The following is a 20,279-nucleotide window of genomic DNA, read 5'->3' as shown; positions in this document are numbered from 1 at the left end:
CCGTGCCAGTTAATGGCGCGCGCGGTGGGGTTAAGCCAGCGCCCGGTGGGCCGCGCAGGCCAGATGTGGTGGGGCCCCGGCGCAAGGCCACAAGGCTGTGACAGAAATTAACCATTCGCAGCGGGCATTAACCGCCGTTTGGTACGATTCGGTGCGAGTTTTGTACCAAATCCAAAATCTGAATATAACTCAGGCGCATCATCTCGCCGGATCACGCGATGACTTTGCGTCAAATCTGGTTAACGTAGAAAAAAGCCCCGGACGTGACCGGGGCTTCGGGATTGTTCCGGGCCGAACCCGTTCAAGGGGGCCGGTGTCTGAGATCAGGCATCCAAGGGCGGCGCGGTGTCGTCGGCCCTTGGCGCGGCCGCAGGTTTGGCGGGCGTGTCCTCCAGCGTGCTGTTGATCAGTCCGTCGAGGCTGCCGTCCATGGAAATCCCCAGCTCTTCGCCGAGCTTTTTCAGCGCGGGCATTTGCACCGCCATGCCCATGATCGAATCCATCGCCTGATTGACCACCGGCTTGTCGCCGCCCTCGCCAGAGCCAGAGCCGCCGCCGGTGCCGCCACCCAGTCCGGTGACCTGATGAATGCGGATCGAGTCGATCTTTTCCACCGGCTTCATCGCCTGCGACAGGATTTCGGGCATGGCCTCCAGACGCGCCAGCGCGATCTTCATCGCGATGATGCCCTCGGACAGCGCATTCTCGGCGTCGGTGATGGCGCGCTTGCCCTCCGCTTCGGCCAGCATGTCGGTCTTTTTCGCCTCGGCGCGAATGGTGATTGCGTCCGCGTCGGCGCGGGCCTCTTCGCGGCGGGCCTCGGCGCGGTCCTGCGCGGCGTCCTTCTCGGCCTGCGCGGAGAGGCGGACCTTGGTGGCCTCGCGCTCCGCTTCGCGGGCGGCTTCGATCAGGGCGATCTGCTTGGTCCGCTCGGCTTCGGCCACCTGTTTGGCGGTCTGCACGGCTTCCTGGGCCTTTGTCGCCTCGGCGCGGGCGAGATCGGCGGAGGCGCGGGCGCGGCTTTCTTCTTCGGACTTCTGCGCGATGATGATCTGGCGCTCCTGATCGGCGACTTCGAGTTCGCGCTCCTTGGCGATTTCGGCTTCGCGGATGTTCTTTTCGCGCAGGATCTCGGCGCTGCGGATGGCCTCCTCGCGGGCGATGCGGGAGCGCTCGGTCTCGCGCATGGAATCCTCGCGGCGGGCGGCGATTTCCGCCTCCTGCGCGGCCTGCATCGTCTGGACCTGCTGGATCTGCTCGATGCTGGCCTGCTTTTCATCGCGTTCAATGGCGAGGCGCTGGCGCTCGGCCTCCATCCCGGCACGGCGCACGGCGACTTCGGCCTCCGCGTCGATCTGGGCGCGCTCTTTCTTGGAGGTGGCGATGACTTCCGCGAGGCGGCGCATACCCACGGCGTTGAAGGCGTTGTTTTCGTCCAGCGCCTCGAACGGGGTCTGGTCGAGCGCGGTGAGGGAGACGGATTCGAGCGAGAGGCCGTTTTTCAGCAGGTCCTCGGAGACGGTGTTCTGCACCTCCTGCACAAAGTCGGCGCGGTTTTCATGCAGGCTGTCCATGGTCATCTGCGCGGCAACGGCGCGCAACCCGTCGATCAGCTTGCCCTCGATCATCTCGCGGAGTTGGTCGATGTCGAAGGTGCGCGCGCCGAGAGTTTGCGCGGCGCGGGCGATGCCTTCGTCGGTGGGCTGCACCGAGACGTAGAACTCGACGCCCACGTCCACGCGCATGCGGTCCTGCGTGATGAGCGCGCCGTCGCCGTCGCGTTTCACCTCAAGGCGGAGGGTCTTCATGTTGACCGGCGAGACCTCATGCAGGAGCGGCACGACGAGGGTGCCGCCGTCCATAATGACCTTCTTGCCGCCGGCGCCGGTGCGCACGAGGCTGACCTCGCGGGTGGCGCGTCGGTAGAGGCGGGCCAGCACAAGACCGATGAGAAGGAGAAAGGCGAGGGCGGCACCGACGATGATGCCAAGGGTCATGAGGTCCATGTCTTTGAAACTCCTTTGGGTTTATGCGGTCAGCGGAACGAGGCGGTAGCCGCCGTCGCGTTTGTGCCTCAGGACGAGGACCTCGCTGCCTTGGGGGATGTGCGCGTCGTCGCGGAGCGGCTCGGCGCGCAGGTAATGGGTGTTGCCATAGCGGTCGGTGACGCGGACCTCTGCCGGGCGGCCACGGGCAGCGGTCCCCTGGGTCACGGTGCCGGGGCGGCGGCCAAGATGGCGTTCGGAGAGGCTCTGGGTTTCGGTTTTTGGCAGGAGCCGGGCAAAGAGCGCGCCGAAGTGGCGGGCAAAGAGAATGGCGGCGATCACGGCGGGGATGGCCGCGATGCTGGCGGGGATGGCGGTGCCGAGGAGCAGCGTCGCGATGGACTGGATCAGCAGACCCGTGGCACCAAAGGCGATGAGGATCGAGGCGAGCCAGATCAGCGCGGGCATTTTGCCAAAGCCGAGCCAGGCGGCGAGGCCGGTTGTGGCGCTGGCGGGGTCGGGGGTGTCGGAGGTCACGTCGAGATCGGGCAGTTCGAAATCCGCCGGATCGGCGTCGAGGCCGTCAAAGTCGATATCGAGATCGCCGACGTCCATGTCCCATGCGTCCGGATCGAGGTCCGGTCCGTCGGCGCCGGCGCCAAGGAGCGTCCCGCCAAGCAGGGCAAAGGCGAGCTCCAGCGCCAGCAGCCCGAAGAGAAGCGCGAGAGCGATGGCAAAGGGCACATACGGCCCGGTCAGATACAGGTCGAACATGGGTTACGGCTTTTCAGTATGCATTGGTATACATTTTATATGGGGCGTTCACGGATGCGTTACAAGAGAGGCGCGTACGATTTCTGGCAGGCTGGCAACGGGTTGGGCGGAGGATGCCTGAAATGACGGGCTGCGGGTAGTCCGGTATTCCGCACGGGTGGCGGGTCTCCTTGGCAACCGGTTGTCGGTGAGGGCGGGTCAGGCGGTGATTTCGGTAATGCGTCGGGCCCAGTCGCGCGCCTCCTGCGGGGTGAGCGACAGGTGTACCGCGGCGTCCGGCAGGTGCAGGGTCAGTCCGCTGTCTGTTGTGTCGGCGGTGGCGTCGGTGAGCAGCCGGGCGAGGGTGTCCTTGCCGCGCGTCCAGACGAGGCCGGGGCCGTCATCGGTTTCGATCAGAGCGGCGGTTCTTGCGGTCGCGAGGCGCAGGTCGGTGACGGGCCGCCCGGGGAAGGCGCGCTGCCAGGCATAGCGCGCGTCCGCGTCCGATTCGAAGCGGCGCGGTTTGTTCCGGCCCTTGACCACAATGGCGATCATGAGGGCGAAAATCCCTCCAACGATCAAGGGAACGAGCAGGTGCAGCGGCATGACAATCCTCCTGCGCGGCATTTTGCGCAGGCGGATCGCGCTGTCAAAACATGCGTGTCGTCGCAGTATTGTTGGCTGTATGGGGACAGTGCCTCCGAATTCCCGTGATTGTTTTTAAGTTATTGAAAGAATTGAGAATTGTGGCGAAAGGCGGTTGCCTTGTGCCGCATTTGTGTCGCATTCTGACATCGTGGGTGGGGGCCCGCGACCCGGAGAAACACATGCGCATCGTGATCTTTGTCCTCATCCTGGCTTCCCAGACTTTCGCCGTGATGGGTGGTCCCTCGAAGATCGGGATGACGGATGGTGTCTCCGGGTCGGACCTGCTGGCCGATGACTCCAAGGACGAAGCCGACGACGGCAAGAAGAAAAAGCGTGGCTGGGTGCCGCGCAAGCGTACCGTGATCGTCTGAACCGCCAGCACTTCTCTCTCTCTCTCTCTCTCTCTCCAAGTGCTCACGAATAGGGGCGGCCATCCGGGCCGCCCTTTTTCGTGCACGAAGACGCCGATGGCACGGTATGCGCGCGCTGCGTTTGGTGCCTCTCGGGACCGGATGCCGTTTCTGGCTGAGCCGCATGAACGCCTTGCGCGCGGCAGGTTTGCCCGCGGTCCCGCAGCCTGTGGGCATTTCGGGGGCTTGCAAAGGAAAATTCCCCCTGCCTATAGTGCCCACACGCAGGGGAGTCCCGCTTAGGGGACTGAGAGGCTGACAGGGCAATTGCCCGGTGACGCGACCCTTTGAACCTGACCCAGTTGATACTGGCGTAGGAAGCTCGGGACGCATCGCGGCACGCAGTCGATGTGCGTTTCACAATAGGGCCTGCGGGCCTTTGCCTCCTCTCCACGCTCTTCTGGTGTCTTTTTGAGACTTGTGCTTGAGGAGCGCCAAAATGACTGTCCCCAATCCCACCATCACCACCGGACCACTGCCCGCATCGCGCAAGATCCATGTCGCGGGCGCGCAGTATCCCGAGCTGCGCGTGCCGATGCGCGAGATTTGTGTGCACCCGACGGCCGGGGAATCGCCGCTTCCGGTGTACGACACGTCGGGGCCGTACACGGACCCCGATGCGCAGATCGACATTCGCAAGGGCCTGCCGCCGCTGCGCCGCGATTGGATCGTGGGGCGCGGTGATGTGGAGGCCTACGACGGGCGCGAGATCAAACCCGAGGACAACGGCTTTGTGGCGGGTGACCGGCTGACCCCGGCGTTTCCGGTGCGTCGGCGTCCGCTGCGCGGCAAAGCGGGGCAGGCGGTGACACAGCTGGCCTATGCCCGCGCGGGGATCATCACGCCGGAGATGGAGTTCATCGCCATTCGCGAGAACGAGCTGCGCGGGCTGGCGCCCTGCCACCGCGACGGCACCGATTGGGGGGCCACCCTTCCCGATTACGTCACGCCGGAGTTCGTCCGTGACGAGGTCGCCGCCGGACGCGCCATCATTCCGGCCAACATCAACCACCCCGAAGTCGAGCCCATGATTATTGGCCGGAATTTCAAGGTGAAGATCAACGCCAACATGGGCACCTCGGCGGTGACCTCCTCGATGGAGGAAGAGGTCGACAAGATGGTCTGGTCGATCCGCTGGGGCGCGGACACGGTGATGGATCTTTCCACGGGCCGCAACATCCACAACACGCGAGACTGGATCGTCCGCAACAGCCCCGTCCCGATTGGCACCGTGCCGCTGTATCAGGCGCTGGAAAAGGTGAATGGCATTGCCGAGGATCTGACCTGGGAGGTGTTCCGCGACACGCTGATCGAACAGGCCGAGCAGGGTGTGGATTATTTCACCATCCACGCGGGTGTGCGGCTGCACATGGTGCCGATGACGGTGGACCGGGTGACAGGGATCGTGTCGCGCGGCGGTTCCATCATGGCCAAATGGTGCCTGCATCATCACAAGGAGAGCTTTCTTTACACGCATTTCGACGAGATCTGCGAGATTTGCCGCCGGTACGATGTGAGCTTTTCGCTGGGAGACGGGCTGCGGCCCGGGTCGATTGCCGATGCCAATGACGCCGCGCAGTTCGCCGAGCTGGAAACCCTGGGTGAGCTGACAAAGATCGCCTGGGCCAGAGATTGTCAGGTGATGATCGAAGGGCCGGGCCATGTCGCCATGCACAAGATCAAGGAGAACATGGATAAACAGCTTGAGTGCTGTCACGAGGCGCCGTTCTACACGCTCGGGCCGCTGACCACGGATATTGCGCCGGGGTATGATCACATCACCAGCGGCATCGGCGCGGCGATGATCGGTTGGTTCGGCTGTGCGATGCTGTGCTATGTCACGCCGAAGGAGCATCTGGGTCTGCCGGATCGGGACGATGTGAAAACCGGGGTGATCACCTACAAGATCGCCGCCCATGCCGCCGATCTGGCCAAGGGCCTGCCCGGGGCGCAGCGCCGCGATGACGCGCTGAGCCGGGCGCGGTTCGAGTTCCGCTGGGAAGATCAGTTCAACCTGTCGCTCGATCCCGAAACGGCGCGCGCCTTCCATGATCAGACGCTGCCGAAGGAGGCACACAAGGTGGCGCATTTCTGTTCGATGTGCGGGCCGAAGTTCTGCTCCATGCGGATTTCCCACGACATCCGCGCGGAGGCACAGAAGGAGGGCATGGAGGCCATGGCGGCGAAGTTCCGGGCCAATGGCGATCTGTACGTGCCGGTCAAGGACACCGTCGAATGATCACCATCGCGGGTGCGGGCCTTGCCGGTCTTGCCTCTGCCCTGGAGCTGGCCCGCGCCGGGGCGGCGGTGCGGGTTTTCGAGGCCGGGGCAGAGATCGGCGCGCGCAGTGTTTCGCGCTATGCGGGCGGGATGCTGGCGCCGTGGTGCGAGGGCGAAACCGCCGAAGACCGCGTGCGCATCTGGGGCGCAGAGGCGGCGGATTGGTGGGCGGCGATCACGCCAGTCACCCGGCTTGGCACGCTGGTCGTGGCGCCGCCGCGCGACCGCGCGGAGCTGACCCGCTTTGCGCGCCGGACGACGGGCCATCGCGGCCTGGATGGCGCAGGGATTGCCGCGTTGGAGCCGGCCCTTGCGGGGCGGTTTCCGGGAGGGCTTTACTTTGAGCGGGAGGCGCATCTCGATCCGCGCCGGGCGCTGCGCGATCTGGCGCAGGCGGTGCGCGATCTCGGGGTCGAGATCGTGCTGGGCACCCCCGCCCCGGGGCCGGTGGATCTTGATTGCACGGGCATCGCCGCGCCGCTTGATGATCTGCGCCCGGTGCGCGGCGAGATGGCGATCCTGCACTGTCCCGATGTCGAGATCCGGCGCACGCTGCGCCTGCTGCATCCGCGTGTGCCGCTGTATCTCGTGCCGCGCGGGGCGGGCGTCTACATGATCGGCGCGACGATGATCGAAAGTTCATCAACGCGCGCGATCAGCCTGCGCTCCCTGTCGGAGATGCTCGGCGCGGCCTTTGCCATTCATCCCGGCTTTGCCGAGGCCAGCGTCATTGAGACCGGCACCGGCCTGCGCCCGGCCTTTCACGACAACCTGCCGCGCCTCGCGCTGCGCGGCGGGACTCTCCACCTCAACGGGCTGTATCGGCACGGCTTTCTGCTGGCCCCGGCCATGGCGGCGCGGGTCGCCCGACATTTCATTCCGGAGACATCCAATGCACATCACCGTAAACGCCACACCGCATGACATTGCGGCCGAAACGCTGGCCGCGGCGCTTGAGGAGCTGGGCTATGCCAACCCTGCCATCGCTACCGCCCTGAACGGCCGGTTCGTTCCCAAGCCGGAGCGCGCCACGACTGTCCTTGGGGACGGCGACCGGCTCGAAGTGCTGACCCCGATGCAGGGAGGGTGAGATGGAGCTTTATGACACGCAGGTCACATCGCGCCTGTTGCTGGGGACGGCGCAATATCCCTCGCCGGCGGTTCTGGCCGACGCGATCCGTGAAAGCGGGACGGAGGTCGTCACGGTCAGCCTGCGCCGCGAGAGTGCGGATGGCAGCGGGGCAGGCTTCTGGGACGGGCTTCGGGGCCGGGGGCTGCGCATCCTGCCGAACACTGCCGGGTGCCACAGCGTGCAGGAGGCGGTGACCACGGCGCATATGGCGCGGGAGATTTTCGGCACACCCTGGATCAAACTCGAAGTGATCGGCCATGCCGATACGCTGCAGCCGGACGTTTTTGCGCTGGTCGAGGCGGCGCGGGTTCTGGCGTCGGAGGGCTTTGCGGTGTTCCCCTATACGACCGACGATCTGGTGGTGGGCGAAAAGCTGATCGAGGCGGGCTGCGAGGTGCTGATGCCCTGGGGCGCGCCGATCGGATCGGGGCAGGGGCTGCGCAATCCCGACGCGCTGCGCGCCATGCGGGCGCATTTCCCCGGTGTTCCGCTGATCGTCGATGCCGGGATCGGGCGGCCTTCCGATGCGGCGCGCGCGATGGAGCTTGGCATGGATGCAGTCCTGCTCAACACGGCGGTGGCGCGGGCAGGGGACCCGGTCGGGATGGCCGGGGCCATGGCGCGGGCCGTGGAGGCGGGCCATGCGGGCTATCGCGCCGATCCGATGGAGCCGCGCGATATGGCCGTGCCGTCGACGCCGCTTCTCGGGCTGGCGGAGCTGGCATGATGGAGCGCTTTTACCTGATCACCGATCACGTCTCGAAGGTGGAGCTTTTGGTGCCGCGCGGCGTGCGGCTTGTGCAGTTGCGGCTCAAGGACCTGCCGGAGGCCGAGCTGCGCAGGCAAATCGCAAGGGCGCGGGATTTCTGTGCAGTGGAGGGCGCGCAGCTTGTGGTGAATGACTATTGGGAACTGGCGCTGGAGCTGAAGTGCCGTTTCGTCCATCTCGGGCAGGAAGACATGGACGGGGCGGATTTCGCCGCGCTGCGCCGCGCCGGGGTGCGCTTTGGTCTGTCGACCCATGACGAGGCTGAGCTGGAGCGCGCGTTGTCGCATGATCCGGACTATGTGGCGCTCGGGCCGGTTTATCCGACGCTGCTGAAGGCGATGAAATGGGCGCCGCAGGGGCTTGAGCGGGTGACCCGCTGGAAGGCGATGGCCGGGGCGGTGCCGCTCGTCGCGATCGGTGGCCTGACGCCGGAGCGCGCGCCCGGCGTGTTCGCCGCCGGGGCGGACAGTGTTGCTGTGGTGACGGATGTTTTGCAGGCTGAAAATCCCGAGGCGCGCACAACCGAATGGCTGCGGGTCTGCGCGCCATGAGCCGCTACGCCCGCCAGATGCTGCTGCCCGATGTCGGGGCGGAAGGACAGGCGCGCCTGTCCCGTGCGCATGTCGCGGTCGTTGGCGCGGGTGGCCTTGGCTGTCCGGTGATCCAGTATCTGGCCGGGGCCGGTGTCGGGCGGATCACCGTGGTCGATCCCGATCATGTGGAGGAGAGCAATCTGCACCGCCAGACGCTCTATCGCATGGCCGATCTGGGCCGCCCCAAGGCCGAGGCCGCGCGGGAGGCGGTGCGCGGTCTTAATCCGGCTGTCGCGGTGCAGGCCCGGGTCGAGGCGCTTGGTCCGACCGAGGTCGCCGGGATCGTCCGGGACTGTGATCTGATCATGGATACGGCGGACAGCTTCGCGGTGTCCTACATCCTGTCGGATGCCTGTTTGCGCCTTGGCAAGCCGCTGATCTCGGCCAGTGTGTTGGGGCAGACCGGCTATGTCGGCGGCTTTTGCGGGCCTGCGCCTTCGCTGCGCGCGGTGTTCCCGGAGTTGCCGCTTTCGGGCGCGCGCTGTGCTACGGCGGGGGTGCTCGGGCCTGCGGTGGGGGTGATTGGCGCGCTGCAGGCGCAGATCGCGCTGCGCACCCTTCTGGCGGCGACGCCGTCCGCGCTGGGGCAGATGGTCACCGCCGATCTCGCGTTGCTGCGCTTTGGCGGGTTTTGCTTTTCCGGCACGCCGGAGCCGGAGCCGGCGCAGGTCTTTCCCTTTATCGCGGCATCCGGCCTGCGGTCGGACGATCTGATCGTGGAGTTGCGCGACCCGCAGGAGGCCCCGCACCCGATCTCCGCCGGAGCGCTGCGCCTTGGCTTGGACGCGGCGGGCGCGCTCGATCCCGCCCCCGGCCAGCGGGTTGTCCTGTGTTGCCAGAGCGGGCTGCGGGCGTGGCGCGCGGCGGCGGCGCTGCGGGCGCGCGGGGCCGGGGCTATCGCTCTGCTGGCTGCGACGGCCTGCGCATGAGGACGATCCTGACCATTGGCGGCACCGACAGCAGCGGCGGCGCGGGGCTGAGCCGCGATGCCTTCGTCGCGCGGGCCATGGGGTTTGACGTGCAGCCCATCGTCACCGCCGTCACTGCGCAGTCCCACGCGGGGGTGTTCGCGGTAGAGGTGATGCCGCCGGACCTCGTGCGGGCGCAGATCTCGGCGGCGCTGGAGGCGCAGGCGCCTTCTGCCGTGAAGATCGGGATGCTGGGCAGCGGCGCCATCGCCGCGGCGGTGGCCGTGGCGCTGGCGGATCTGCGCGCCCCGGTGGTGCTTGATCCGGTGCTGAGGTCCAGCTCCGGCGGGACGCTCATGGCGGGGGCCTTGCCGTGCGCCTTGTTGGCGCTGAGCCGTGTGATCACGCCGAACCTGCCGGAGGCGGCCGCGCTCTCGGGGGGCGGCGCGGCGCGGGGTGACGCGCAGATCGCGCGTCAGGCGAATTGGTTCTTGGCCCGGGGGGCGCAGGCGGTGCTGATCAAGGGCGGGCATGCGTGTGGGGCGCGGGCGTCCGATCACCTGTTCGATCCCGGCGGGGCTGGCCGGCAGGTCTTTCACGCGGCGCGGCTTGGGGTGCAGCGGCGCGGCACCGGCTGCGCGCTGGCCACCGCGATTGCCTGCGGTCTTGCGGATACTGATTGTCTTTCGGTGGCCTGTCAGGCGGCGAAGGGCTTTGTTCAGCGCTGGCTGCGGGAGGGGGTTGCGGGGGCCGCCGGTTGATCCGCGCCGACATTCCGTAGGGCGGGGTTTTACCCCGCACTCCCCAAGGCATATGTCCGCGCCTTGGTCAGATCGTCGATCGCCCGCAGCCCTTCCAGGATCTGCCCGAGCCGTTGCACCGGCACCATGTTCGGCCCGTCGGAGGGAGCGTTGTCCGGGTCTTCATGCGTCTCCATGAACACCGCGCCACAGCCGATGGCCAGCGCCGCGCGGGCCAGCGGTTCGACATATTCACGCTTGCCGCCCGAGGAGGTGCCCTGACCGCCGGGCATCTGCACCGAGTGGGTCGCGTCAAACACCACCGGGCGGCCGGTTTCGGCCATGATCGGCAGCGACCGCATGTCCGAGACAAGCATGTTGTAGCCGAAGGAGGTGCCGCGCTCGCAGAGCAGGATATTCTCGTTGCCGGTGCTGGCGATCTTGTCCGCGACGTTGGCCATGTCCCACGGAGCGAGGAACTGGCCTTTCTTGACGTTCACCGCCTTGCCGGTCTCTCCGGCGGCCAGCAGCAGGTCGGTCTGGCGGCAGAGGAAGGCGGGGATCTGTAGCACGTCGACGACCTCGGCCACCGGGCCGCATTGGTGGGCGTCATGCACATCGGTGAGCACCGGCACGCCGAATTCGGCGCGGATGGTGGCGAGGATTTTCAGCCCCTCGTCCATGCCAAGCCCGCGCTTGCCTTTCAGGGAGGAGCGGTTTGCCTTGTCGTAGCTGGCCTTGAAGATCCACTGTGTGCCTGCGGCGGCGGCGGCCATGGCGATGCGCTCGGCGAGCATGCGGGCGTGATCGAGGCTTTCAAGCTGGCACGGCCCCGCGATCAGCGCGAAGGGTCGGTCGTTGGCGATGGTCACATCGCGTATGGTGACGGCGTTCATGCGATGCCTTCCTTTTTCAGAACGCCTTCGATGCGGCGCACGTCCACGGGGTTGTTCAGTTCCCAGAACACCCGGCCCTTGCCTTCGACCGGCACGCAGGTCACGTCCATGCCGTTCTCCAGAAAGCGCAGCTGTTCCAGCCCTTCGGCGCGTTCGATCGGCCCCTCGTCCCAGCCCATGTAGGACCGCAGCGCGGCGGGGCGGTAGGCGTAGACGCCGACATGGTGCCAGACCTCCGGCGGGGTTTCGAGATTGCCGACGTAGGGCAGCACTTCCTTGGAGAAGTAGATCGCCTTGCCGTCCCGGCGCATCACCGCCGTGGTGCCGCCGACGCGTCCGGCGTGGCGGTCGGAGACAAAGTTGGACAGGGTGTCCTTGTCACATTTCAGCACCGGCGTGGCCATGTGGACGCCGGGGTCCGCCATCGCGGCGATCAGGTCCTCGACGAACCACGACGGCGTCAGCGGCGCGTCGCCCTGCAGGTTGACCACCACGTCCGGCTCCGTGTCCAGCTGGGCTACGCCCTCGGCGCAGCGTTCGGTGCCGTTGCGGGCGTCCGAGGATGTCATGATCACATCCGCACCAAAGCCGCGCGCCGCCTCGGCGATGCGGTCGTCGTCGGTGAGGACATAGACCGCATCGGCGCCCTTCACGGTACAGGCCGCCTCCCAGCTGCGCTGGATCAGCGATTTGGCTACGCCGGTGGCGCCGGTCAGTTCGACCAGCGGCTTGCCCGGATAGCGCGACGAGGCGTAACGGGCGGGGATGAAGATGACCGCGCTCATGCCACACCCGCCCGCAGCGCGTCGTGGATATGCAGCAGGCCCACCAGCGTGTGATCGTCCTCGACCACCAGCAAAACCGTCCGTTTCGACATGTTCATGACTCCCAAGGCTTCGGTCAGTAGCGTATCGGGGCGGGTGACCAGCGGCGTGCGCGTGGCGACCTCGCCCGCGGTGCGGTCCATCAACCCGTCCATGTTGCGGCGCAGATCGCCGTCCGTGATGATCCCTTCGAGCCGCCTGCCCGCGACCAGCGCCGCGACGCCAAAGCCCTTCTGGCTCATGGTCAGCAGCACCTCGCTCATCGGCGTCTCGGCCTGCACCAGCGGCAGTTCGTCGCCGCTGTGCATCACCGCCCGCACGTGCAGCAATTGCGCGCCGAGGGTGCCGCCGGGGTGGAAGGCGGCGAAACTCTCGCGGCCAAAGCCCCGGTGCCGCATCATCGCCACCGCCAGCGCATCGCCAAGCGCCATGGCCATGGTGGTCGAGGTGGTTGGCGCCATGCCGATCGCGCAGGCCTCGGGCGCATCGGGCAGCAGCAGCACGTGGGCGGCGGCCTCGGCCAGCGTACTTTCGGCCCTTTTGGTCATCGCGATCAGCGGAATGGCAAAGCGGGTACAATGGGCGATCATATCGGCCAGCTCGCGGGTTTCGCCGGAGTTGGAGATCAGGATCACCGCGTCGTTGCGCGTGATCATGCCCAGATCGCCATGGCTTGCCTCGCCCGGATGCACCGTTTGCGCAGGCGTGCCGGTGGAGGCGAAGGTGGCGGCGATCTTGCCCGCGACATGGCCGGATTTGCCCATGCCGGAGACGATCACCCGCCCCTGCACGGCCAGAAGCTGCGCGATCACGGCGTCGAAACTGCCGGGCAGCTCGCTGCGCAGTCGGTCAAGCGCGGCGCTTTCGGTGCTCAGCACCTCGCGGGCGATGTCGGACGGGGTCACACTCATGGGGGCGCTCTCAAGCCTCGGATTGCAGCCTGTTACCGCGCCTTGGCCTCCGTGTCCAATGGCTGCGAGACACCGGGACCTCTGGCCGCGCGGCAGTTTTCCCGTGGAAGCTGTATGAGTTGTGTCCGATCTGCAACGCGCTGCCCCGTCAACCGCGTCCCGGTCCGCAGGGCGCGGGCAAGAATATTTCAAACGCGCCGTCCGTGGGTTAAGGTTTCTTAAAAGACTATTACAATTAAAGAGCAGGCATACAGGCATGGGAACGGGCTATCGGGGCACGTTCGTCATCTCCTGGTCACAGACGGAAATAGACGGCCTTAAGGCTGCGGCTCCGTCCTCTCTGACTGTCGGGGCAACGTGGTCCTGGCAGGGGGATGTTGTGCGGGTCGACGGTCCTTCGTCGATCCTCCAGCTTGATCAGGCGACGGGCGAGGCGCAATTGCGCAAACGCGCCGCACGGATGGTGCGGCGGCTGGTCGGTGCGGCCATCACGCAGACATCGGATCTGGATCCGGATCAGGCCGCGGTCGATCACCCGCTCGCCGACAGCAGTTTTGTCGTCACGGACGGCACCCGCAGCTTCAGCGTGACCGTGATCGACGTGAACACCGGCGCGCCGCCGCTGCTGATGTTCCTGAACGAGATGCCACCCGCGGGGCGCGATCTGTGGATCGTGCACCACAGCATGCAGCGGATGCGCGATCCGACCTCGGGCGAGCAGGCGGGCGGCGTGATCTGCTTTACCCCCGGCACATGGATCGCCACGCCCGCCGGCGCACGCCTTGTCGAGTCGCTGCGCGAGGGTGATCTGGTGCAGACCAAGGACAGCGGGCCGCAACCGGTCGAATGGATCGGCAGCCGGTTCATGACCGGCGCGCGGCTCTTTGCCATGCCGGCGCTGCGGCCGATCCGCATCCGCGCGGGCGCCTTCGGGATCGACCGGCCGGAAGAGGCGTTCCTTGTCTCGCCGGAGCATCGCATGGTCGTCAAGGGCGCGGTGGCGCGGGCGCTGTTCAACACGCCGGAGGTGCTGGTCTCGGCGCGGGATCTTGTGAATGGCGGCAGCATCAGCGTGGATACGACGGTGCGCGCGGTGACCTATGTGCATCTGATGTTGCCCCGGCACGAGATCGTCTTTGCCAACGGCATCGAGACCGAGAGCTTTCACCCGGCAAACACCGCGTTGACCACGTTGTCGGAGGGCGATCGCGCCCGTTTGTTGCAGCTGGAGCCGCGCCTGCGGGACAATCCGCACCTCTACGGCAGCTATGCCCGGCGCAACCTGTCGAAATCGGAAGCCGCGATCCTGCTGCATGATGCGGCGTGACGGGTGGCCATAAGCCGGGCTTTTGAAGGGCCGCTGCGGGTGCTTGACGCCCGTGTTCCGCGTTCGAAGCGCGTTAAATGACGGCGTCGGACAATTGGGACTGGCCAAAAAAGGGGCCCGCCGAAGTGGGCCCCAGTCTGCCGATCAACACGGATACGCAAGGTCAGTGAATGAGCGAGCCGCCGTTCACGTCGACTTCGGAGCCGGTGACATAGGCCGCGAGGTCCGACGCGAGGAAGAGGCAGCAGCCCGCCACGTCGGAGGCTTCGCCGGCGCGGCCCATTGGAATGCCTTCGAGGATCTGCACCATCATGTCGTCGGTGAGCATCCCGCCGGTGATGTCCGTGGCGATGAAGCCGGGGCAGACGGCGTTTGAGCGGATGCCGTCCGGGGCCAGCTCGCGCGCCATCGCCTTGGTCAGGCCAAGGATGCCCGCCTTGGCCGCCGAATAATGCGGCCCGCCGAAGATGCCGCCGCCGCGCTGGGCCGACACGGAGGAGATGTTGACGAAGGCGCCGGTCTTGCGCCCGCGCATGTGGGGGATGACCGCCTGGCTCATGTAAAGCGTGCCGCGCAGGTTCACGTCGAGCACCGCGTCGTAGTTCGCCGGTTCGATCGCCATCAGCTTCAGCGGCTGGGTGATCCCGGCGTTGTTAACCACGATGTCGATCTGGCCGAAGGTGCCGATCACCGCGTCCGCGGCGGTCTGACAGGCGGCTTTGTCCGTCACGTTGCAGGCCAGGCCGATGTGGCCCTCCCCCGGCAGATCGGCGGCCGCCGCTGCCGCCTGATCCGCGTCCAGATCGAGGATCGCCACGCGCGCGCCGTGTTCGGCAAAAAGCCTGGCGGTGGATTTGCCAAGCCCGCGCGGGCTGGCGCCACCGGTGATGATGGCGGTTTTGTCTTTCAAAAGCATCGCTTTACTCTCCGTCGGTGCATTTTGTGGCGTATCCGGTCAGGGCCTCGTAGGCACGGATGACGCAGGAATCGTCCAGTTTGCCAAAGCCCATCGCGCTGGCGGCCAGCATCATCTGATGGGCGGCGGCGCTGAGGGGCAGGGGGGTGGCACAGTCGCGTCCGGTCTGCAGCACAAGGCCCAGATCCTTGACGAAGATGTCCACCGAGGAGGTTGGCGTGGTCTCTCCGGCGAGGATGCGCGGTACACGGTCCTCGAACATCCAGCTTTGCCCGGCGCTGGTGCTGACGATCTCGAACAGCTTTTCAGGATCGCAGCCCGCGCGCGCGCCAAGGGCCATGACCTCAGCGGCGGCAACAAGATGGACCCCGGCGGCGAGCTGATGGACCACCTTGTAGGTCGCGCCGAGCCCGGGCGCATCGCCCAGCCGGTGAACCGTGCCCGCGATGGCATTCAGCACCGGCTCGGCCCGATCGTAGGCGGCCTCCGCGCCGGAGGTCATCAGCGTCAGCGTGCCCGCCTCCGCGCCGACCTGCCCGCCGGACACCGGGGCATCGAGCAGCCGGTGCCCGGCCTTCTCCAGATCTGCGGCCAGCGCGCGGACATCATCCGGCGCCACGGTGCTGCAGAGCATGACCGTACTGCCCGCCCCAAGCGCCTGCACCACGCCGCTGTCGAAGAGCGCGGCGCGGGCCTGTGCGGCGTTGACCACCATCAGGATCAGCAGATCACAGCCAGCGGCCGCCTCCGCTGCACTGTCGAAGGCGCGGCCCCCGGCCTCGGTAAAGCGCGCCCGCGCCTGCGGGGAGAGATCAGAGCCGCGCAGGTCCACGCCCGCCTTGAGGATGTTGCGGGCCATGCCAAGGCCCATGGCGCCAAGGCCGATCAGACAGGTCTCACTCATCGAGCCACTCCTTTACCTGCGCCGTGATGCGCGGAACGCTCAGGCCGTATTGGTCATGCAACGTCGGCAGCGCGCCGGCGTCGAGGAATTCGTCGGGCAGGGCGATCTGTCGGAACCGGGCCTGTACGCCCGCGCGCATCAGGCTGGCGCCGACCGCCTCGCCAAGGCCGCCGATGATCGTGTGGTTCTCCGCCGTCACGATCAGCCGACCGGTTCTGGCGGCCTCGGCGCGGATCGTCGCCTCGTCCAGCGGCTTGATCGTCGGCACATGCAGCACCGCGCAATCAATGCCGTCGTCCTTCAGCGCCTTGGCCGCGTCGATCGTGCGCATGGTCATGAAGCCCGAGGAGATGAACAGAACATCGGCGCCGTCGTGGATCAGCTTGGCCCGGCCCAGCTTGAACTCATAGCCGTATTCGCCCAGCACATTCGGAACCTTGCCGCGCAGCAGGCGCATGTAGGCGGGGCCGGGCGTGGCGCTCAGGGCATGGGTCGCCTGCATTGTCTCCAGCGCGTCGCAGGGATCGACAATGGTCAGGTTCGGCATGCCGCGAAAGATCGCGAGGTCCTCGGTTGCCTGATGGCTGGGGCCGTAGCCTGTCGTCAAACCGGGCAGGGCGCAGGCGATCTTGACCGGCAGGTTTTCCTCAGCGATGGCCATGCAGATGAAATCATAGGCGCGGCGCGAGGCAAAGACCGCGTAGGTCGTGGCCCAGGGCGTGAAGCCCTCCCGCGCCAGTCCGGCGGCGGCGGAGATCAGCACCTGCTCGGCCATGCCCATCTGATAAAAGCGGTCCGGGTATTTGGCCGCGAAGACATGCAGGTCGGTGTATTTTGAAAGATCGGCGGAGAGGCCGACGATGTCGTCTCTCTGGCTTGCCAACGCGCACAGCGCCTCTCCGAATGGGGCGGCGATGGTGTCGCGGCCCTCCGCGTCGAGGGAGGCGATCATGGCGCTTGTCGCCCGTTTCTCGTCCGGGACCGCGCGCGCGGCGTATTTCGATTTGCGGCGGGAATTGGGGCCGAAGGGGACGTCTTTCATTTTGAAGCTCCTTCCTGCGTGGGCCGGGTGTTTCTGGATATTTCTGCAGAGAAGAAGCAGGGGCGTGGTGTGCGGATCATGCGGGAATCTCCTGATCCAGATGAGCCAGCGCCTTGGCCCATTCCTCGGGTTCGACGCGGATGAAATGGGTCTTTTCGCGGGATTCGAGGAAGGGGACGCCCTTGCACATCGTTGTGTTGCAGATGATCACGCGGGGCTGTGGCCCGGTGTGGGTGCGGGCGACGTCGAAGGCGGCGCGCACGGCGTCGATGTCGTTGCCATCGACCTCCTGCGCGTGCCAGCCGAAGGCCTGCCATTTCGGGACCTCGGGTGTGGTGGCCAGCGCGTCGCGGCTTGGGCCGTCGGCCTGCTGATTGTTGAAGTCGACGACGCAGACCAGGTTGTCGAGCTTGTGCTGCGCGGCGGACATGACCGCCTCCCAGGTGGAGCCTTCGCCAAGCTCGCCGTCGGACATGAGATTGTAAACAAAAGCGGGGTTCTGCTTGCGCTTGAGGCCCATGGCGGCGCCCACGGCGATGCCGAGACCATGGCCCAGTGAGCCGCCGGTGATTTCCATTCCCGGCGTGTAGCTGGCCATGCCGGACATGGGCATGCGGCTGTCGTCCATGCCGTAGGTTTCAATCTCGTCCTCTGGCAGGATGCCTGCCTCGATCATCGCGGCATAGAGCGCGATGGCATAGTGGCCGATCGACAGGTAGAAGCGGTCGCGTCCGTCCCAGTCCGGATCGTCCGGGCGGTAGGACGTCGCGTGGAAATAGCTGACCGCCAGAACGTCCGCGACGCCGAGCGCCTGTCCGATGTAGCCTTGTCCCTGCACCTCGCCCATGCGCAGGGCGTGGCGGCGGATGGCCCAGGCGCGGCGCGCGAGGCTGACGTTCGATGCGGCAAAGGGGCTGTGATCGGGCATGACTCTCCTCCCAGATAGTCGATGCCCTTTTCTACCTGCCTCGCTCGGCCAGACAATTGAGTTTTACTAATTGATTTGTTTAGCACGGCTTATGCGTAAAGCCGCCGGAGCAGGATCGGGGTGAGGTACATCGGCAGTTGGTAGCAGCCTATGAAGGGCAGCACCTGGGCGGTGATGTCCGGCGGCAGCGAGACGAGGAACAGCGCGATATTGCGGTTTCCGGCGATGAAGGAAAGGGCGAGCGCTTCGTCCCTTGGCTGGCCTTTGGTGAAGGCCCGCGCCAGCGCCTGTGCCCCGAAGTTGGCGCCGAAGGCAATGGCCAGCCAGAACGCCAGAAGACCCCAGGAGTTCCGCGCGATCTCGACCACCGCCGGCATCAGCGCGACGACCACGACCACCAGGGCGATGGCGGAGGCCCCCTGCAGCCGGTCAAGAACCACCGGCCCCGGTTTCGGGAAGAGCATCCGCCGCGTCACCATCGCCGCCGCCGAGGTCAGCAGGATTGTCAGCAGAAGGCTCAGCGCGGCCAGAACCACGTCCCACACTCCGCTCAGCATCGGCGACAGGGCAAAGACCGGGATAACGGTCAGGGGCAGCAGCAGCGTGCCCGCCACCATCAGGCGCAAGGCCGGGTCAGGCGAGGCCCCCATGATCATCACCACGTTCGGGCTGCCGACGATGGAGGGCGCGGCGCTGACGAGGATGAGCGACAAGGCCACGGGGCTTGTCAGGGTGCCCGTGATCCACGCCACCGCCAGCACGACCAGCGGCACCGCCAATTGCATGAGCGCGACGGTGGGCAGCATCCGCGGCACCTCGCGCAGCGCCGCCAGCATTCCGGCTACGGACATGCGCAGCAGAGACACGTAAAGCAGCCCGATCACCAGCCAGGGCAGCCACGGCTTCAGCCCGGTGGCCAGCCCGGGCAACAGCAGGCCGAGAACCAGCCCGAAGGCCAGAACCCATTGCCCATGCCGTGCGATGAAACGAAGCGGATCTGTCACGAAGGCCTTTGCCGGATATTGTCGGGCAGCCATGTGGCCAGGTCCGGGAAGGCGATGAGCACGAAGACCATGACCACCATGATCAGGAACATCGGGATCGCGGCGCGGGCGATAAAGCCCATCTGATGTTCGGTCATGCCCTGCAGGACGAAGAGGTTGAAGCCGATGGGCGGCGTGATCTGGGCCATTTCGACGACCACCACGATGAAGATCCCGAACCAGATCAGGTCGATGCCTGCTTCACGGATCATCGGTTCGACCACCGCCATGGTCAGCACCACGCTGGAAATGCCATCAAGGAAACAGCCGAGGACGATGTAGAAGACCAGCAGCGCCATGAGCAGTTCGAAGCGCGACAGATCCCAGCTTGCGATCAGATCCGCGAGGCCCCGGGGCAGGCCGGTGAACCCCATCGACAGCGACAGGAAGGCCGCGCCCGCAAGGATCAGGGCGATCATCGCGCTGGTGCGCACCGCGCCCATGAGGCTCTCGCTGAAGGTGCTCCACGACAGCGAGCCCTGCGCCGCAGCCAGCACCAGCGCGCCGATCACGCCGAAGGCGGCCGCCTCTGTTGCGGTGGCGAAGCCGAGGTACATGGAGCCGATCACGACGAGGATCAGCAGCATCACGGGGATCAGGAACCGCGAATTCCTGACCTTTTCCATGAAGGTCATCTCGGGGTCCGGCGTCGGGTTCCATGTCTTCGAGGTGAAGGAATACACCGCGACATAGGCCATGAACATCAGCGCCAGCACAAGGCCGGGCAGGATGCCGGCAAAGAACAGCTTGGTGATGCTTTCATTGATCGTCACGCCATAGACGATCAGCGTCAGCGAGGGGGGGATCATCAGGCCAAGCGTCGCAGCCCCGGCCAGCGTGCCGATGACCATCGGTTCGGGGTAATTGCGTTTGCGCAGCTCCGGAATGGACATCTTGCCCACGGTGGTCAGGGTCGCGGCGCTCGATCCGGAGACGGCGGCAAAGACCGTACAGCCGACGATGTTGGTGTGTACGAGGCCGCCGGGCAGTTTGGCCATCCATGGGCTGAGTCCGCGAAACATGTCTTCGGAGAGCCGCGTTCGGAACAGGATTTCCCCCATCCAGATGAACAGCGGCAGCGCCGTCAGCGTCCATGACGAGGAGGAGCGCCAGACCACGGTGATCATGGCATCGCCCGCCGGACGCATGGTAAACAGCTCCATGCCGACCCAGGCCACGCCCATCAACGCAAGGCCAACCCAGACGCCGCTGCCGAGCAGGGCAAAGAGCACGAAGAGGAAGATGATGATCGGGGCGAATTGTTCCATGA

At 66.3% G+C, this 20,279-nt stretch carries 21 protein-coding genes and 1 riboswitch; of the genes, 9 read left to right on the top strand and 12 right to left on the bottom strand.

The features are described from left to right. Positions 1-323 precede the first annotated feature (323 nt). From ACN2XU_RS11105 to ACN2XU_RS11095, 3 genes are all read right to left on the bottom strand, one after another. Positions 324-2,006: a flotillin family protein gene (locus tag ACN2XU_RS11105; protein WP_419410507.1), complete on the bottom strand. Its 1,683-nt coding sequence runs from the start codon at positions 2,004-2,006 to the stop codon at positions 324-326. A 21-nt stretch (positions 2,007-2,027) separates the two neighbouring features. Further along, positions 2,028-2,759: an OB-fold-containig protein gene (locus ACN2XU_RS11100; protein WP_419410506.1), complete on the bottom strand. Its 732-nt coding sequence runs from the start codon at positions 2,757-2,759 to the stop codon at positions 2,028-2,030. A 198-nt stretch (positions 2,760-2,957) separates the two neighbouring features. Then, complete coding sequence (locus ACN2XU_RS11095) at positions 2,958-3,344, bottom strand: hypothetical protein (RefSeq protein ID WP_419410505.1); 387 nt, start codon at positions 3,342-3,344, stop codon at positions 2,958-2,960. A 221-nt stretch (positions 3,345-3,565) separates the two neighbouring features. On the opposite strand from ACN2XU_RS11095, the gene ACN2XU_RS11090 reads away from it, so the two are divergent. The 8 genes from ACN2XU_RS11090 to thiD all read left to right on the top strand — a co-directional run bounded on the left by ACN2XU_RS11090 (position 3,566) and on the right by thiD (position 10,239). Next, on the top strand, positions 3,566-3,757 hold the full coding sequence (locus tag ACN2XU_RS11090; protein ID WP_419410504.1) for a hypothetical protein: 192 nt from the start codon (positions 3,566-3,568) through the stop codon (positions 3,755-3,757). Between the two features lie 255 nt (positions 3,758-4,012). Beyond that, positions 4,013-4,133: riboswitch (TPP riboswitch) on the top strand. 102 nt (positions 4,134-4,235) lie between these two features. Further along, positions 4,236-6,035: a phosphomethylpyrimidine synthase ThiC gene (thiC, locus tag ACN2XU_RS11085; protein WP_419410503.1), complete on the top strand. Its 1,800-nt coding sequence runs from the start codon at positions 4,236-4,238 to the stop codon at positions 6,033-6,035. Continuing rightward, a complete protein-coding gene (locus ACN2XU_RS11080; RefSeq protein ID WP_419410502.1) occupies positions 6,032-7,000 on the top strand; it encodes an FAD-dependent oxidoreductase in 969 nt (322 codons plus the stop codon). The genes thiC and ACN2XU_RS11080 overlap by 4 nt, the downstream gene beginning before the upstream one ends. Further along, positions 6,969-7,166, top strand: coding sequence for a sulfur carrier protein ThiS (gene thiS / locus ACN2XU_RS11075; protein ID WP_419410501.1), 198 nt, complete (start codon positions 6,969-6,971; stop codon positions 7,164-7,166). The genes ACN2XU_RS11080 and thiS overlap by 32 nt, the downstream gene beginning before the upstream one ends. A 1-nt stretch (position 7,167) precedes the next feature. Beyond that, positions 7,168-7,935, top strand: a complete 768-nt coding sequence (locus ACN2XU_RS11070; RefSeq protein WP_419410500.1) for a thiazole synthase — start codon at positions 7,168-7,170, stop codon at positions 7,933-7,935. Beyond that, positions 7,935-8,528: a thiamine phosphate synthase gene (locus ACN2XU_RS11065; protein ID WP_419410582.1), complete on the top strand. Its 594-nt coding sequence runs from the start codon at positions 7,935-7,937 to the stop codon at positions 8,526-8,528. Before ACN2XU_RS11070 ends, ACN2XU_RS11065 begins: the two co-directional genes overlap by 1 nt. Next, positions 8,504-9,499 carry a HesA/MoeB/ThiF family protein gene (locus ACN2XU_RS11060; RefSeq protein ID WP_419410499.1) on the top strand — a complete coding sequence of 332 codons (996 nt, stop codon included), beginning with the start codon at positions 8,504-8,506 and terminating at the stop codon, positions 9,497-9,499. The genes ACN2XU_RS11065 and ACN2XU_RS11060 overlap by 25 nt, the downstream gene beginning before the upstream one ends. Further along, positions 9,496-10,239: a bifunctional hydroxymethylpyrimidine kinase/phosphomethylpyrimidine kinase gene (gene thiD, locus ACN2XU_RS11055; RefSeq protein WP_419410498.1), complete on the top strand. Its 744-nt coding sequence runs from the start codon at positions 9,496-9,498 to the stop codon at positions 10,237-10,239. The genes ACN2XU_RS11060 and thiD overlap by 4 nt, the downstream gene beginning before the upstream one ends. A 29-nt stretch (positions 10,240-10,268) precedes the next feature. On the opposite strand, the gene kdsA is transcribed toward thiD, so the two are convergent. The 3 genes from kdsA to ACN2XU_RS11040 are packed head-to-tail and all read right to left on the bottom strand — an operon-like array spanning position 10,269 to position 12,849. Then, entirely contained in the window at positions 10,269-11,114 is an 846-nt protein-coding gene (gene kdsA, locus ACN2XU_RS11050) for a 3-deoxy-8-phosphooctulonate synthase (protein WP_419410497.1), read from the bottom strand. After that, positions 11,111-11,899: a 3-deoxy-manno-octulosonate cytidylyltransferase gene (locus ACN2XU_RS11045; protein WP_419410496.1), complete on the bottom strand. Its 789-nt coding sequence runs from the start codon at positions 11,897-11,899 to the stop codon at positions 11,111-11,113. Before ACN2XU_RS11045 ends, kdsA begins: the two co-directional genes overlap by 4 nt. After that, on the bottom strand, positions 11,896-12,849 hold the full coding sequence (locus ACN2XU_RS11040) for a KpsF/GutQ family sugar-phosphate isomerase (RefSeq protein ID WP_419410495.1): 954 nt from the start codon (positions 12,847-12,849) through the stop codon (positions 11,896-11,898). Before ACN2XU_RS11040 ends, ACN2XU_RS11045 begins: the two co-directional genes overlap by 4 nt. Before the next feature lie 256 nt (positions 12,850-13,105). Between ACN2XU_RS11040 and ACN2XU_RS11035 the strand changes: the two genes are divergently transcribed. Further along, positions 13,106-14,176, top strand: coding sequence for a Hint domain-containing protein (locus ACN2XU_RS11035; RefSeq protein ID WP_419410494.1), 1,071 nt, complete (start codon positions 13,106-13,108; stop codon positions 14,174-14,176). Between the two features lie 163 nt (positions 14,177-14,339). Here ACN2XU_RS11035 and ACN2XU_RS11030 read toward each other — a convergent pair whose 3' ends face one another. The 6 genes from ACN2XU_RS11030 to ACN2XU_RS11005 form a co-directional block, all read right to left on the bottom strand. Further along, a complete protein-coding gene (locus ACN2XU_RS11030) occupies positions 14,340-15,092 on the bottom strand; it encodes an SDR family NAD(P)-dependent oxidoreductase (RefSeq protein ID WP_419410493.1) in 753 nt (250 codons plus the stop codon). A gap of 4 nt (positions 15,093-15,096) precedes the next feature. Then, positions 15,097-15,996 carry an L-threonate dehydrogenase gene (ltnD, locus tag ACN2XU_RS11025; protein ID WP_419410492.1) on the bottom strand — a complete coding sequence of 300 codons (900 nt, stop codon included), beginning with the start codon at positions 15,994-15,996 and terminating at the stop codon, positions 15,097-15,099. Continuing rightward, on the bottom strand, positions 15,989-17,038 hold the full coding sequence (locus tag ACN2XU_RS11020) for a transketolase family protein (RefSeq protein ID WP_419410491.1): 1,050 nt from the start codon (positions 17,036-17,038) through the stop codon (positions 15,989-15,991). The genes ltnD and ACN2XU_RS11020 overlap by 8 nt, the downstream gene beginning before the upstream one ends. 76 nt (positions 17,039-17,114) lie before the next feature. After that, the gene (locus ACN2XU_RS11015; RefSeq protein WP_419410490.1) at positions 17,115-17,966 is read right to left on the bottom strand and encodes a transketolase; all 852 of its coding nucleotides are present in this window, start codon (positions 17,964-17,966) and stop codon (positions 17,115-17,117) included. Positions 17,967-18,055: 89 nt separating this feature from the next. Further along, positions 18,056-19,003: a hypothetical protein gene (locus tag ACN2XU_RS11010; RefSeq protein ID WP_419410489.1), complete on the bottom strand. Its 948-nt coding sequence runs from the start codon at positions 19,001-19,003 to the stop codon at positions 18,056-18,058. Further along, on the bottom strand, positions 18,967-20,277 hold the full coding sequence (locus ACN2XU_RS11005; RefSeq protein ID WP_419410488.1) for a TRAP transporter large permease: 1,311 nt from the start codon (positions 20,275-20,277) through the stop codon (positions 18,967-18,969). The genes ACN2XU_RS11010 and ACN2XU_RS11005 overlap by 37 nt, the downstream gene beginning before the upstream one ends. Positions 20,278-20,279: the final 2 nt, after the last annotated feature.

The organism is Pacificoceanicola niger, from assembly GCF_048553275.1.
Classification (GTDB): Bacteria; Pseudomonadota; Alphaproteobacteria; order Rhodobacterales; family Rhodobacteraceae; genus Pacificoceanicola.
Note: the sequence above shows the minus strand (reverse complement) of the source record. Positions and strands in the feature narration are given on the sequence as shown.

What these genes read in the sequence shown, in the direction of transcription:
- kdsA (WP_419410497.1), bottom strand. Translation starts at nt 11,114, where the DNA reads ATGAACGCCGTCACCATACGCGATGTGACCATCGCCAACGACCGACCC.
- ACN2XU_RS11030 (WP_419410493.1), bottom strand. Translation starts at nt 15,092, where the DNA reads ATGCTTTTGAAAGACAAAACCGCCATCATCACCGGTGGCGCCAGCCCG.
- ACN2XU_RS11065 (WP_419410582.1), top strand. Translation starts at nt 7,935, where the DNA reads ATGGAGCGCTTTTACCTGATCACCGATCACGTCTCGAAGGTGGAGCTT.
- thiS (WP_419410501.1), top strand. Translation starts at nt 6,969, where the DNA reads ATGCACATCACCGTAAACGCCACACCGCATGACATTGCGGCCGAAACG.
- ACN2XU_RS11035 (WP_419410494.1), top strand. Translation starts at nt 13,106, where the DNA reads ATGGGAACGGGCTATCGGGGCACGTTCGTCATCTCCTGGTCACAGACG.
- ACN2XU_RS11095 (WP_419410505.1), bottom strand. Translation starts at nt 3,344, where the DNA reads ATGCCGCTGCACCTGCTCGTTCCCTTGATCGTTGGAGGGATTTTCGCC.
- ACN2XU_RS11105 (WP_419410507.1), bottom strand. Translation starts at nt 2,006, where the DNA reads ATGGACCTCATGACCCTTGGCATCATCGTCGGTGCCGCCCTCGCCTTT.
- ACN2XU_RS11020 (WP_419410491.1), bottom strand. Translation starts at nt 17,038, where the DNA reads ATGAAAGACGTCCCCTTCGGCCCCAATTCCCGCCGCAAATCGAAATAC.
- ACN2XU_RS11090 (WP_419410504.1), top strand. Translation starts at nt 3,566, where the DNA reads ATGCGCATCGTGATCTTTGTCCTCATCCTGGCTTCCCAGACTTTCGCC.
- thiD (WP_419410498.1), top strand. Translation starts at nt 9,496, where the DNA reads ATGAGGACGATCCTGACCATTGGCGGCACCGACAGCAGCGGCGGCGCG.
- ACN2XU_RS11010 (WP_419410489.1), bottom strand. Translation starts at nt 19,003, where the DNA reads ATGGCTGCCCGACAATATCCGGCAAAGGCCTTCGTGACAGATCCGCTT.
- ACN2XU_RS11005 (WP_419410488.1), bottom strand. Translation starts at nt 20,277, where the DNA reads ATGGAACAATTCGCCCCGATCATCATCTTCCTCTTCGTGCTCTTTGCC.
- ACN2XU_RS11040 (WP_419410495.1), bottom strand. Translation starts at nt 12,849, where the DNA reads ATGAGTGTGACCCCGTCCGACATCGCCCGCGAGGTGCTGAGCACCGAA.
- ACN2XU_RS11080 (WP_419410502.1), top strand. Translation starts at nt 6,032, where the DNA reads ATGATCACCATCGCGGGTGCGGGCCTTGCCGGTCTTGCCTCTGCCCTG.
- ACN2XU_RS11100 (WP_419410506.1), bottom strand. Translation starts at nt 2,759, where the DNA reads ATGTTCGACCTGTATCTGACCGGGCCGTATGTGCCCTTTGCCATCGCT.
- ACN2XU_RS11060 (WP_419410499.1), top strand. Translation starts at nt 8,504, where the DNA reads ATGGCTGCGGGTCTGCGCGCCATGAGCCGCTACGCCCGCCAGATGCTG.
- ltnD (WP_419410492.1), bottom strand. Translation starts at nt 15,996, where the DNA reads ATGAGTGAGACCTGTCTGATCGGCCTTGGCGCCATGGGCCTTGGCATG.
- thiC (WP_419410503.1), top strand. Translation starts at nt 4,236, where the DNA reads ATGACTGTCCCCAATCCCACCATCACCACCGGACCACTGCCCGCATCG.
- ACN2XU_RS11045 (WP_419410496.1), bottom strand. Translation starts at nt 11,899, where the DNA reads ATGAGCGCGGTCATCTTCATCCCCGCCCGTTACGCCTCGTCGCGCTAT.
- ACN2XU_RS11015 (WP_419410490.1), bottom strand. Translation starts at nt 17,966, where the DNA reads ATGCCCGATCACAGCCCCTTTGCCGCATCGAACGTCAGCCTCGCGCGC.
- ACN2XU_RS11070 (WP_419410500.1), top strand. Translation starts at nt 7,168, where the DNA reads ATGGAGCTTTATGACACGCAGGTCACATCGCGCCTGTTGCTGGGGACG.